The following is a 12,408-nucleotide window of genomic DNA, read 5'->3' as shown; positions in this document are numbered from 1 at the left end:
GGGTGGCGAGGAGGAGCGTAAGGGCGGCTAAGACTGCTCGCATGGGGGTGGCCCTTCGGGTCAGGCGGTTGGCCGAACCATAGGATGTCGCGCAGATTCCCGCAATATTTCGACGAGATTTCGCAAACATTTGACTGACAGAAGTCGCATCGTGCGGCCCTAAAACCCTGGTCAGAGAGCGGGAACCGGCAGGAAGTCCGCTGTGGACGCCGTGCAAGGCCCGACGTCCGATCTACGTAAGCCGTTGCAAGCGCTTGCGCTCCAGGCCGTATAGTTTGCGCATGACACGACGACTCGCAGAGGTGGCCAAGAAGGTCGGGGTGAGCGAGGCGACCGTGAGCCGCGTGCTCAACGGGAAGCCGGGGGTCTCCGACGCGACCCGCGAGGCGGTGCTGACCGCGCTCGACGTGCTCGGCTACGAGCGCCCCACCCAGTTGCGCGGTGACCGGGCCAGGCTGGTCGGCCTGGTGCTCCCCGAACTGCAGAACCCGATCTTTCCCGCCTTCGCGGAGGTGGTCGGCGGCGCCCTGGCCCAGCAGGGGTTCACCTCGGTGCTGTGCACCAGGACGGTGGGCGGCGTCTCCGAGGCCGACTACGTGGACCTGTTGCTCCAGCAGCAGGTCAGCGGCGTGGTCTTCGCCGGCGGCCTGTACGCGCAGGCCGACGCCTCCCATGGGCACTACGAGCTGCTGCACGAGCGCAAGCTGCCGACCGTCCTGGTCAACGCCGCCGTCCAGCACCTCGACTTCCCGCAGGTCTCCTGCGACGACGTGGTGGCCGCCGAGATGGCGCTGGCCCACCTGCGCGCGCTCGGCCACGAGCGGGTCGGCATGGTGCTCGGGCCCAAGGACCACATGCCCTCGCGGCGCAAGCTGGAGACGTTTCAGGCCGAGGGCGGCGACCCCGAGCTGGTCGAGCACACCATGTTCTCCCTCGAAGGCGGGCACGCGGCCGCCGCCAGGCTGGTCAAGCGCGGGGTGACCGGCGTCATCTGCGCCAGCGACCTGCTCGCGCTCGGCACGGTCAGGGCCGCCCGCCGGGCCGGGCTCACCGTGCCGGCCGACATCTCGGTCATCGGCTTCGACGACTCCGCGCTGATGAACTGCACCGAGCCGCCGCTGACGACCGTCCGCCAGCCGATCGACGCCATGGGCCGGGCCGCGGTGGACCTGCTGGTCGCGCAGATCGACAAGGCGGTCGTGCCGGCGGACGAGCTGCTGTTCGAGCCGGAGCTGGTCGTCCGGGCCTCCACGGCCCGCGCGCGGGGCTGACGCGACGGCCCGCGCGGGGCCGGCGCAACCGGCCCGCACAGGGCCGACGTCGCTCGTAACGCAGTCGTTATCTTGCAATAGTCCGTCGAAATATTGCGCACTTCGGTTCGCGATCCTATGGTGTGGGCACCTCGCATCAGAAGGGTCAGACCATGCAGAGATCCACCGGACTCTTGCTCGTAACCGTGCTCGGGCTCACGGCCACGGCTTGCGGCTCAGGTGAGCCGGCCACCCCATCCGCCGGCGGTGGCGCCAAGGCCGTGACGATCACGGTGGCCTGCCAGCCCGCCAAGTCCGCGCCGAAGGAGCGGCAGGCCTGGGACGACGACGTGGCCGCGTTCACGAAGGCGCACCCCGGGGTGACGGTGAAGAGCACGGACCAGCAGCCGTGCTTCGATCCCAAGACCTTCGGCCCCAAGCTGGCGGGCGGCCAGATGGAGACGGCCTTCGTGGTCCCCGTGACCAACTACAACGACGTGATCTCCAAGGGCCAGGCCATGGACATCACGCAGCAGACCGGCGCCATCAAGACCTGGAACGACTTGCGTGCCGACCACAAGGAGCTGGTCACCAAGGACGGCAAGGTCTACGGCGTCCCGAATGTGCACTACAGCGTGGGCCTGGTCTACAACCGCGCCCTGTTCACCAAGGCCGGGCTCAACCCCGACAGCCCGCCCAAGACCTGGACCGAGGTTCGCGAGGCGGCCAAGAAGATCGCCGCCATCGGCCAGGGCTACGTCGGCTTCGGCGAGTACTCCGGCGGCAACACCGGCGGCTGGCACTTCACGCAGTCCATCTACGGTCGCGGCGGCAGCATCCTGACCCCCGACGACAAGAAGGCCGCGTTCAACTCGCCCGAGGGCAAGGCCGTGCTGCAGAACCTGCACGACATGCGCTGGGTCGACAACAGCATGGGCTCCAAGCTCCTGGTCGGCTGGGAGTCGCTCATGGTCGCCATGGGCAGCGGCAAGGTCGGCATGATGCTCGGCGCGCCCGACGTGGTCACCGACGTGGTCAACAAGTTCAAGGGCAACGTGGCCGACTACGGCATCACCGGCTTCCCCGAGGCCAAGGCCTCCCTGAGCGGCGGCGAAGCCTTCATGATCAACCCGAAGGCCACGCCCGAGGAGGCGAAGGCCGCGCTGGAGTGGATCGACTTCCGCTTCAACACCGTCGGCAAGGGCCGCTGGGACTTCGCCCGCGGCAAGAGCATCGGCAACCCCGTGGGCGTGCCGGACAACGCCGTCTTCGGTGACTCGCCCACCGGCCAGGCCATCCAGGCCGACCGCGTGAAGAACGCCTCGCTGCCGGTCGCGAACTACGACTCCTACGTCCAGGCCGCCGGCACGATCCCGCCGAAGGCCGAGCCGCTGCACGCGCAGGAGCTGTACGCCATCCTCGACGTCCCCATGTCGGGCGTGCTGAGCCGTAAGGAAGCCAACGTCGACCAGCTCCTCACGGACGCGGAGACCAAGGCCAACTCGATGCTGGCGGCCAAGGGCTGACCTCAATGCAAATTCTGAGGCGCAATCTGACGGCCTACGGGTTCTTGTGCGCGGCGCTGCTCTGCTTCACGGTGTTCGCCTGGTATCCGATGGTCAGGGAGTTCATCCTGAGCTTCCAGAAGACCGACCTGATCAATGAGCCGATCTGGGTGGGTCTGGATAACTTCATGACCGCGTTCCAGGACCCCGCCTTCAGTGAGGCCTGGCTGAACACCCTGGAGTTCACGCTCCTCGCGTTGCTGTGCGGCTATGCCGTGCCGTTCGTCGTCGCGCTCGTGCTGAACGAGTTGCGCCACGCCCGGGCCTACCTGCGGTTCGTGGTCTACCTGCCGGTCATGCTGCCGCCGATCGTCGCGGTGCTGCTGTTCAGGTGGTTCTACGATCCGGGGCCCGGGCTGTTCAACCAGGTGCTCGACACCTTCGGCCTGCCGCCGCTGGCCTGGCTGGACAGCTCCTCCACCGCGCTGATCTCGCTGGTCATCGTCTCGACCTGGATGAACATGGGCAGCGCGACCCTGATCTACCTGGCCGCGCTGCAGAACATCCCGCCGGAGCTGTACGAGGCGGCGGAGCTGGACGGGGCCGGCATCTTCAAACGGATCAGGCACGTCACGATCCCGCAGACGCGGCTGATCCTGCTGCTCATGCTGATGTTGCAGATCGTGGCGACTATGCAGGTGTTCATCGAGCCGTACATGCTCACCGGCGGCGGCCCGGAGAACTCCACGGTCACCATCGCGTACCTGATGTTCCAGAACGCGTTCACGCTGCAGGACTACGGCTCGGCCGGGGCGCTCGGCATGATGCTCATGATCGTGCTGCTCGTCTTCGCGGCCTTCCAGCTCCGGCTGACCAGGGAGGACAAGGCGTGATCTCCGTCGGAGCCCGGGCCGCGACCGGGGGGAAGCGGGGCAGGAAGAGGTCGCCGAAGCCGATCGAGGTGCAGTTCCGTACGATCGTCTCCCCTCACCAGCTCAACAGCAGATGGGGCCGGCGGATCTACTGGTCCCTGCTGGTCTCGGTCCTCGTGCTCTTCACGCTGGCGTTCGTCTTCCCGCTCTACTGGATGGTCACCGGCGCGCTCAAGACGCCGGAAGAGCTCGCGCAGATGCCGCCGACGTTCGTCCCGGCCGATCCGACGCCCGACGCCTTCTTCGAGGCGTGGGACCTGTTCGACATCGGCACGCTCCTGGCGAACACCGGCTACTACGCGCTGGGCGGCTGGATCGTCTGCATGGCCGTGGACGTCTCGGCGGCGTACGCGCTGTCGAAGCTGCGGCCGATGTTCGGCAACGTCATCCTCGGCATGATGCTGGCGACGCTGATGATCCCGGCGATGGTCATCCTGATCCCGCTGTACGTCACGGTCGTGGACCTGGGCCTGCTCAACAACCCGTGGGCGCTGTGGCTGCCCGCGGCGGCCAACGGATTCAACATCTTCCTGCTCAAACGCTTCTTCGACTCGATACCCCGGGAGCTGATCGAGGCCGCACAGATCGACGGGGCCGGAGCGGTGCGCACCCTGCGCTCGGTCATCCTGCCGATCTCCAGGCCCATCCTGGGCGTGGTGTCCATCTTCACGATCGTCACCTCGTTCAAGGACTTCGTCTGGCCGCTGCTCGTCATGACCGACAGCGACAAGATGACGATCAGCGTCGGCCTGTCGCAGACGGCCGGGGCCGTCACCCAGAACCAGGTCATGGGCGGTCTGCTGATCACCAGCATCCCCATGCTCATCGTTTTCTTCATCTTCCAACGGCACATCATGGCGGGTCTCACCGCCGGAAGCATTAAGGGATAGCGCATGTCGCAAACGTGGTGGCGGGGGGCCGCGATCTACCAGGTCTACCTGCGTAGCTTCGCCGACGGGAACGGCGACGGCGTGGGCGACCTCGCCGGCCTGCGCTCCCGCCTGCCGTACCTGAAGGACTTGGGAATCGACGCCATCTGGCTCAACCCCTGGTATCCGTCGCCGATGGCCGACGGTGGCTACGACGTGGCCGACTACCGGGACATCGAGCCGGTGTTCGGCACGCTAGCGGAGGCGGAGAAGTTCATCGCCGAGGCGCACGAGCTGGACATCAAGATCATCATCGACGTGGTGCCGAACCACAGCTCCACCGAGAGCGCCTGGTTCAAGGACGCGCTGGCCGACCCGGCCGCCAGGGACCGCTTCTGGTTCAGTGACGAGCCGCGCAACGACTGGCAGTCCATCTTCGGCGGCTCGGCGTGGACCCAGGTGCCCGACGGCCAGTGGTACCTGCACCTGTTCGCGCCGGAGCAGCCGGACTTCAACTGGACGAATCCGGAGGTGCACCAGGAGTTCGAGGACGTCCTGCGCTTCTGGCTCGACCGGGGCGTGGACGGCGTCCGCATCGACTCCGCCGCGCTGCTGATCAAGTCCGACACCGGTTACGAAGACCTCGACGAGGTCCATGACGTCTACCGCCGGTGGCGCGAGGTGGCCGACGAGTATGGCGAGCGCATCCTGATCGGGGAAGTCTGGCTTCCCGATCAGGAGCGTTTCGCCCGCTACCTGCGGCCCGACGAGCTGCACACGGCCTTCAACTTCGACTTCCTGGCCTGCCCGTGGGACCCGGCGGAGCTGCGCAGGGTCATCGACCTGACCCTCACCACCCACACGCCCATCGGCGCGCCGCCCACCTGGGTCCTGTCGAACCACGACGTGACCAGGCCGGTCACCCGCTACGGCCGGGCGGACTCCTCGTTCGCCCACGGCGGCGCGCTCCACGGCAGCCCGTCCGACCTGGAGCTCGGCTACCGCCGGGCGCGGGCGGCGGCCCTGCTGGCCATGGCGCTGCCCGGCTCGGTCTACGTCTACCAGGGCGAGGAGCTGGGCCTGCCCGAGGTGGAGGACCTGAAGGACGAGCTGCGCCAGGACCCGATGTACGCCAGGTCGGGCGGCACGAACCCGGGGCGCGACGGCTGCCGCATCCCGCTGCCGTGGTCGGGGGAGGAGCCGCCGTACGGGTTCGGCGCGGGCACGCCGTGGCTGCCGCAGCCGGAGACCTGGCGCAAGCTGACCGTGGAGGCCCAGCGGACGGACCTGGGCTCGATGCTCAACCTGTACCGCACGGGTCTCGCCCTGCGCCGGGAACTGCTCGGGGACGGCACGCTGACCTGGCTCGCGCTGGGCCCGGACGTGCTGGCCTTCACCAGGGACTCGGGCCTGACCTGCGTCACGAACCTCGGCGCGGAGCCGCTGCCGCTGCCGCCCGGGGCGGTGGCGCTGGCCAGCGGCCACCTGGAGGACGGGGTCCTGCCCCCCGACACCACGGTGTGGCTGACGGCGACGAGCTGAGGGCTCACGCCCCGAGCGGCTTCGCGCCGCTCGGGGCGCTTCAGGGCGTTACGGGGCGCTTCGGGGCGCTACGGGGAGCTTCACACCCCGAGCGCCGCTCGGGGCTGCTCGGCGGGCCGTGCGGTGCCGGGCCGCGGGTTCCGGCGGAGGAACGGGAGCAGCCCGGCCGCCGCCAGGACCACGCACATCCACCCGAACCAGTCACCGAAGCGCGCGTACAGGGTGGTCCCCGCTCCGGCGGGAACGTCGGCCACCGCCACGACGAACGGCGCTCTGGTGCCCTCCGTGTCCGTCCCGCCGAGCACCCGCCCCCACGGATCGGAGATCATCGGCGTGCCCCACTGCGCCGCCCACGCCACCGTGAACCCGCTCTCCACCCCGCGCAACAGGCCCATGCGGCTGTGCTGCCACCCGTTGCCGAACTCGTCCGCCGCCGGCACGGCCAGCAACCGCGTCCCGGCCCGCCCGTAGTCCCTGCTGGGCGTGGCGAAGTTGAGGTCCATGCAGTTGGCCAGCCCGACACGATCCGCGTGCCCGCGGGCGAAGCCCAGCTCCGTACCCTTCTTGAAGGGCTCGCCAGGGGCGAAGTGCCACTTCGTGTAGAAGACGGGCGCGGACCCGTCGGCGGGAAGCTGTACGGAGTAGTTGTACTTGACGGCCGGCGTCGTGTGGACGACCCCGACCACCACGTCGATGCCCCGCCCGCGCCCGGCCTCCGTGAGCGGCCCGACCACCGACGGCAGGCTGCTCTCGTCGGTCCCGAACGTGCCCTCGGGCAGCACCGCCGTCCGCACCCCGGCGGGCAGCGCCGCGATCTGCCCGGCGTACGCCGCGACCAGGGCCCGCCCGCCCGCGCTCGCCGCGTCGGGCGCCCACTGGTGACGCGTGGCCGAGAGCACCGCCACCCGCAGCGCGGGGTCGCCGGCCGGCGCGCCGGCCAGCCGCCACGCCCCGAAGCCCAGCGTGAGAGCGCAGATCACCGCGGCCACCGCCCCGGTACGCAGCCGCGCCCGCCCGGCGACCCCCGGTGACAGCAGCGCCGCGACGGCGGCCGGCACCAGCAGGACCAGGAACTCCACGCCCCACGCCCCCGTCACCGAGGCGATCTGGGTGACGATCGGCACCTCGGCCTGATTCGTGGCCAGCGGCCAGATGATCCCGGACGGGTTGACCAGCGTGATCAGATGCATGGCGCCCACCCAGGCGGCCGGCGCCGCGCATGCCCCCAGGAGCGGCCACCCCCGCCGCACGAGCGCGCGGAACAGCAGCGTCACCACGGCGAACAGCAGCGAGCTGCCCACCAGGATCAGCATCCCGATCGGCCGCGGCACCGACGGGGTCCGCCAGAAGAACTCGAACTGGCTCGCCAGTCCCAGCAGATAGGCCAAGAAACCACCGAGGAACGCGGCCCGGCCGCTGACGCGCGTGGCGGCCCACAGCACCGGCAGCGGCGCGATCCAGGTCAGCGCCGGGATCGGCGCCAACCCGGTGCCGAAGAAGAACAGCACCGCCGAGACGGCCGGCGCCACGAGCTTTTCTGGTAATTCTCCCCGTTTCATGTATACACCGTAAACAAGCATTGTTTACGGTGTCAACCTTCATGCTCAGGCGGCGAATCCCGCACGGAGGCCGAGCCGCTTGTCTAGCCTGGAAGCGAGCCGGGCCGATGATCGATCGGCAGCTGGAGGCCACCCGGCAACCCCTCCCAGCCCTCCATCGGTGACTTCGTTCAGCAACCCGACGATGAGGAGCCCAGCCCGTGACCGACTCCGTAGCCGAGGCCGCGCGAGCCATCGCCCGCCGCCTCGCCCCCCGCCACGGCCCCTCCCTGATCACCGAGGTCGAAGTGGCCCTGCACGTCCGCGAGACCCAGGACCGCAAGCCCGACCAGTACCTGGACCCCGTCTCCCTGGCCTCCCTCATCGTCAGCGTCGCCGCACTGGGCTGGACCGTCTACGGGGACCTGCGGAAACGCACGACCAAGCCGCCCACCGACATGATCATCCGGATGGTCCGCACCGAGCTCCGCCACACCCGCATCCTGACGCCCGAGGAAGACGAGATCCTCTCCATCACCGTCCAGGAGACGATCACGAGAGCGGCGGAAGAGGACTGACTTCAGCCGCACATGCAGCGCACGAACTCCGCCACCAGCGTCCGCACGGCCCGCCGCCGGTCGTCGCGCCGCCAGACGACCGCCAGCAGGCTCGGCGGCAGGCCCGCGACCGGCAGGCAGACCACGTCGTCCCGCCGGTACAGCTCGGCGTTCCCCGCCGACACCAGCACCACCGCCCGCCCGGCGGCGACCAGCTCGAACGCCTCCTCGGCCGTCTCCGCCTCGGCCCCCACCACGGCCGGGCCCGTCCGCTGCTCGGCGGCCAGCCAGAAGTCCCGCATGGGCCCGGCGGAGCGCGGCAGCGCCACGAACGGCTCCGCCTCCAGGTCGGCGAGCTCGATCTCGGCGCGGGAGGCCAGCCGGTGCCCGGCCGGCAGCGCCACCTGCCGCTCCTCCGTGCTCACCACCGTCCAGGAGTAGTCGCCGCCGCCGGGCACGGGCAGCCAGGCGATGGCCACGTCCACGTGCCCGTCGCCGAGCCCCACGGTCGGGTCGCTCCACGGCACCTGGCGGAAGCGCAGGTCCCACCCGGGCAGCGCCCCGGCCATGGAGGGCACGAGGCCGCGCCCGATCCGCGTCTGGAACCCGACGACCAGGATCCGGTCCTCGCGCGCCGCCGCGACGGCCCGCTGGGCGCCCTCCCACTGCTCGATGATCCGCCGGGCCTCAGGGAGCAGCGCCGCCCCCGCCGCGGTCAGCGACACCGTACGCCGGTCGCGCTCGAACAGCTTGGCCCGCATGGACAGCTCCAGCTGCCTGATCTGCCTGCTCAGCGAGGGCTGCGAGATGAACAGCCGCTCGGCGGCGGCCCGGGTGAAGCTCAGCTCCTCCGCGACCGCCACGAAATACCGCAGATCCCGAATATGGGCATCCATAGCAAAAAGCTATAACAGCGGGTCTTGGACGGGCGCGGGAGCCGGGCCACACGATGGAGCTCCGACGACCTGAGAGGCAACGCCATGAACGACTTGTCAGGCAAGACCGCGCTGGTCACGGGGGCCTCACGCGGCATCGGACGGGCGATCGCCGTACGCCTGGCCGCCGACGGCGCCCGCGTGATCGTCCACTACGCCAGGAACGACGACCTGGCCAAGGAGACGGTCGCGGAGATCGAGCGCGGGGGCGGCCGGGCGTACGCGGTGCGGGCGGCGTTCGAGGACGGCGTGGACGACCTGTTCGCGGGGATCGGGGACGAGCGCCTGGACATCGTGGTGAACAACGCCGCCATCCTGGGCGGGGTGCTGGGCACGGTGAGTGAGGAGCAGTTCGACCGGGTCTTCGCGGTGAACGTACGGGCGCCGTACTTCATCGTCGAGCGGGCCCTGCCGCTCATGAACGACGGCGGCCGGATCATCAACATCTCCTCGGCCGTCGTCCGGATCGCGCTTCCCGACCTCGTCTACTCGATGTCCAAGGGCGCGCTCGACACGCTCACCTTCAGCCTGGCGCCCCTGCTCGGCGCCAGGGGCATCACGGTGAACACCGTCTCCCCAGGCGTCACGGAGACCGACATGAACGCCTGGCTCCGCGAGGACCACGACGGCACTGCGGAACGCCGCGTCACCGAGGTCACCGCACTGGGCCGGATCGGGCGGCCCGCCGACATCGCCGCCGCCGTGGCCCTGCTGACCAGCGCGGACTCCGGCTGGACCACCGGCCAGGTGCTGGACGCGTCCGGCGGCTACTTCCTCGGCCCGAGCGGCGGCGTGGTGCCCGTCTAGCGTTACGATCACGGGATGGCCAGGCTCCGCAGAACGCCTCCGCACCAGCTCTCCCCGGAGGCCCGCGCTCTCTACGAGAAGATCACGTCCGGCCCGCGCGGCAGGTTCATGGTCGATCCGGCGGGCGGGCTGACGGGCCCGTTCAACGCGATGCTGCTCAGCCCGCCGGTCGGCGACCCGCTGCAGGAGCTCGGGGCCGCCATCCGCTACCGCTCCTCGCTGACCGACCGCGCGCGGGAGCTGGCGATCCTGGTCGTCGCGGGCCACCAGGACAGCGCGTTCGAGCAGGCGGCGCACGAGCCGATCGCCCGGGACCTGGGTGTCACGGAGGAGCAGCTCCAGACCTTGCGTGCCGGCTCGCCCCCGGCACTCGCCGACCCCGCGGAGGCCGCGGTGGTCGCCGTGGCCCGCGCCCTGGTGGCCAAGGGGGACCTGGACGACGAGGAGTACGCGGTGCTGGGGGAGCGGGCGCTGTTCGAGCTGACCACGCTGGTCGGCTACTACACGACGCTCGCACTCCAGCTCCGCGTCTTCCGCGTCTGACGGATGGCGGTCTAAGGGGTGGCGGTCTAAGGGGTGGCGGTCTAGCGGGTGGCGCCGCTCGGGTCGCGCAGCCAGGCCGCGAGTGCCGCCCGCGCGGCCGCGGACTCCGACGGGAGGCGCAGCGCCCTGACGAGCATCCACAACGTCCCCTGCAGCCCGCGCGCCGCCAGGAACGCCCGCAGCTCCGGATCGTCCGGATCCGCCCCATAAGCGCGTACGGCCGCCCGCCCGTCCAGCCGGGTCGTGCGCAGCAGGCAGGCCAGGTCCCAGCCCACGGGCGCGGTCATGCACTCCTCGAAGTCGTTCCACAGCAGCCCGGCGGGGGTGGCGAGCAGATTGCCCGGATGCGCGTCCCCATGGACGGCCTGCGCCCGGCCCTGGGGAGCCCGGCCGAGCCGCGAGACCAGCTCCGCGTGCGCGTCTCGCAGCCGGCCAGCGCGTCCGGCTCCACCTCGCCGTCGAGCAGCTCCAGCAGCCGCACGGGCTCGTCGAGCACCGGCCCGAGATACCGCAGCTCCCCGGGGAACTCCCGCAGGCCCGCGTGCAGCTCGGCGAGCACCTTCCCGGCCGCGTCCGGCGTCACCGCGTACGCCGGGTCGTGCTCGGCGTAGGCATGGAAGGACACCGCCACCCCGTCCCGGACGTGCGGCCCGGGAGGCAGCAGCGCGCTCGGCGGCACCACCGGCGCGCCCAGGCCGTACAGAAAAGACACGACCTGCAGCTCGCGCAGGAGCGCCTGCTCGGGCCGCTCGCGCCCGAGGGCGGTGACGGTGGGGACCCGCGCCACGATCGGCGCGGGCCGCAGGTGGATCCGCAGGTTGAACGAGTCGTTGAGCACCACGGGCTCCCGCACCGTGATCCCGTGCTCCTGCGCCAGCGAGACGGCCACCCGCACGGCGTGGCCCGAGGTCATGCCGACTCCCGGATCACCAGCTCGGTCGGCATGATCACCGGGTCGGTCGGGCCGCCCTCGAACAGGTTGAGCAGCAGCCCCACCATGGCCGCCGCCTGCTCGGCCACCGGATGCCTGAGCGTCGTCAGCGGCGGCTCGGTGTATTTCGCCGCCTCGATGTCGTCGAAGCCCACCACGGCCACGTCGTCGGGGACGCGGCGACCGGCCTGGCGCAGCGACTGCAGGGCGCCGATCGCCATCAGGTCGTTGGCCACGAAGACCGCGTCCAGCCCAGGGTCGTCGCCGAGGAGCTGGCGCATCGCCACCGCGCCCGCCTCCCGCGTGAAGTCGCCCACCGCGACGATCGAGCGGCGGTCGGAGTCGCGCAGCACGTTGCGGTAGCCGGCCAGCCGGTCCTGGCCGGCGATCATGTCCTGGGGGCCCGCGATGGTGGCGATCCTGCGCCGCCCGGACTCCACCAGGTGCCTGACCCCGGCCTCCGCGCCGCCCACGTTGTCGTTGTCGACGAACGGGATGTTCACCGGCACGGCAGGGCGCCCGTACGAGACCACGGGGACGCGCAGGCGCGACAGCGCGGCCGGCAGCGGGTCGGCGCCATGCATGGAGATGAGCATGACGCCGTCCACGTGACCGCCCGAGATGTAACGCTCCACCCGCGCGTGGCTCTTGGCGGAGGAGGCCAGCATCAGGACGACCTGTTTGTTCACCGCCTCCAGCTCCATCGACGCCGACCTGATCGCGGTGGAGAACATCGGGTCGTCGGAGAAGACCCGCGTGCCGGGCTCGCTGACGACCAGGGCCACGGAGTCGGTGCGCTGGGTGACCAGGCTGCGCGCCGCCGAGTTGGGCACGTAGCCCAGCTCGTCGATCGCGCGCTGGACGGCGTCGCGGATATGCGGGGCCACCGTCGTCTGGCCGTTGACGACCCGGGAGGCGGTGGCGCGCGAGACCCCCGCGCGGGCGGCGACCGCTTCGAGGGTCGGGCGTCTCATGACTGCACCAAGAGGGAGAGCACGG

Annotated in this window: 11 protein-coding genes and 1 pseudogene; 8 read left to right on the top strand and 4 right to left on the bottom strand. The window is 70.5% G+C overall.

Annotated features, from left to right (window positions below):
- Nucleotides 1-281: 281 nt before the first annotated feature.
- From ABEA43_RS36705 to ABEA43_RS36685, 5 genes are all read left to right on the top strand, one after another.
- Nucleotides 282-1,271 carry a LacI family DNA-binding transcriptional regulator gene (locus ABEA43_RS36705; RefSeq protein WP_345569230.1) on the top strand — a complete coding sequence of 330 codons (990 nt, stop codon included), beginning with the start codon at nt 282-284 and terminating at the stop codon, nt 1,269-1,271.
- 152 nt (nt 1,272-1,423) lie between these two features.
- Entirely contained in the window at nt 1,424-2,776 is a 1,353-nt protein-coding gene (locus ABEA43_RS36700) for an ABC transporter substrate-binding protein (RefSeq protein ID WP_345569229.1), read from the top strand.
- Nucleotides 2,777-2,781: 5 nt separating this feature from the next.
- Nucleotides 2,782-3,648: a carbohydrate ABC transporter permease gene (locus tag ABEA43_RS36695; RefSeq protein ID WP_345569227.1), complete on the top strand. Its 867-nt coding sequence runs from the start codon at nt 2,782-2,784 to the stop codon at nt 3,646-3,648.
- A complete protein-coding gene (locus ABEA43_RS36690; protein WP_345569225.1) occupies nt 3,645-4,577 on the top strand; it encodes a carbohydrate ABC transporter permease in 933 nt (310 codons plus the stop codon). Before ABEA43_RS36695 ends, ABEA43_RS36690 begins: the two co-directional genes overlap by 4 nt.
- A gap of 3 nt (nt 4,578-4,580) precedes the next feature.
- Nucleotides 4,581-6,098, top strand: a complete 1,518-nt coding sequence (locus ABEA43_RS36685) for a glycoside hydrolase family 13 protein (RefSeq protein ID WP_345569223.1) — start codon at nt 4,581-4,583, stop codon at nt 6,096-6,098.
- 80 nt (nt 6,099-6,178) lie between these two features.
- Here the strand turns inward: ABEA43_RS36685 and ABEA43_RS36680 are convergent, their stop codons facing one another.
- Nucleotides 6,179-7,657 (bottom strand): nitrilase-related carbon-nitrogen hydrolase, encoded by a 1,479-nt coding sequence (locus ABEA43_RS36680; protein WP_345569221.1) that lies wholly within the window; start codon nt 7,655-7,657, stop codon nt 6,179-6,181.
- A gap of 200 nt (nt 7,658-7,857) precedes the next feature.
- On the opposite strand from ABEA43_RS36680, the gene ABEA43_RS36675 reads away from it, so the two are divergent.
- Nucleotides 7,858-8,214, top strand: coding sequence for a hypothetical protein (locus ABEA43_RS36675; RefSeq protein ID WP_345569219.1), 357 nt, complete (start codon nt 7,858-7,860; stop codon nt 8,212-8,214).
- Between the two features lie 2 nt (nt 8,215-8,216).
- Here the strand turns inward: ABEA43_RS36675 and ABEA43_RS36670 are convergent, their stop codons facing one another.
- Nucleotides 8,217-9,089 carry a LysR family transcriptional regulator gene (locus ABEA43_RS36670; protein ID WP_345569218.1) on the bottom strand — a complete coding sequence of 291 codons (873 nt, stop codon included), beginning with the start codon at nt 9,087-9,089 and terminating at the stop codon, nt 8,217-8,219.
- 84 nt (nt 9,090-9,173) lie between these two features.
- Here ABEA43_RS36670 and ABEA43_RS36665 point away from each other — a divergent pair, with 84 nt between their 5' ends.
- Complete coding sequence (locus tag ABEA43_RS36665) at nt 9,174-9,935, top strand: SDR family NAD(P)-dependent oxidoreductase (protein WP_345569216.1); 762 nt, start codon at nt 9,174-9,176, stop codon at nt 9,933-9,935.
- A gap of 15 nt (nt 9,936-9,950) precedes the next feature.
- On the top strand, nt 9,951-10,478 hold the full coding sequence (locus ABEA43_RS36660; protein ID WP_345569215.1) for a carboxymuconolactone decarboxylase family protein: 528 nt from the start codon (nt 9,951-9,953) through the stop codon (nt 10,476-10,478).
- Nucleotides 10,479-10,519: 41 nt separating this feature from the next.
- Here the strand turns inward: ABEA43_RS36660 and ABEA43_RS36655 are convergent.
- Nucleotides 10,520-11,152, bottom strand: a pseudogene (locus ABEA43_RS36655) (phosphotransferase family protein); the annotation flags it as partial.
- Between the two features lie 235 nt (nt 11,153-11,387).
- Nucleotides 11,388-12,383 carry a LacI family DNA-binding transcriptional regulator gene (locus ABEA43_RS36650; protein ID WP_345569213.1) on the bottom strand — a complete coding sequence of 332 codons (996 nt, stop codon included), beginning with the start codon at nt 12,381-12,383 and terminating at the stop codon, nt 11,388-11,390.
- Nucleotides 12,384-12,408: the final 25 nt, after the last annotated feature.

It is taken from the genome of Nonomuraea rosea (genome assembly GCF_039539705.1).
Taxonomy (GTDB): Bacteria; Actinomycetota; Actinomycetes; order Streptosporangiales; family Streptosporangiaceae; genus Nonomuraea; species Nonomuraea rosea.
This window is presented reverse-complemented; position numbering and strand designations above follow the sequence as displayed.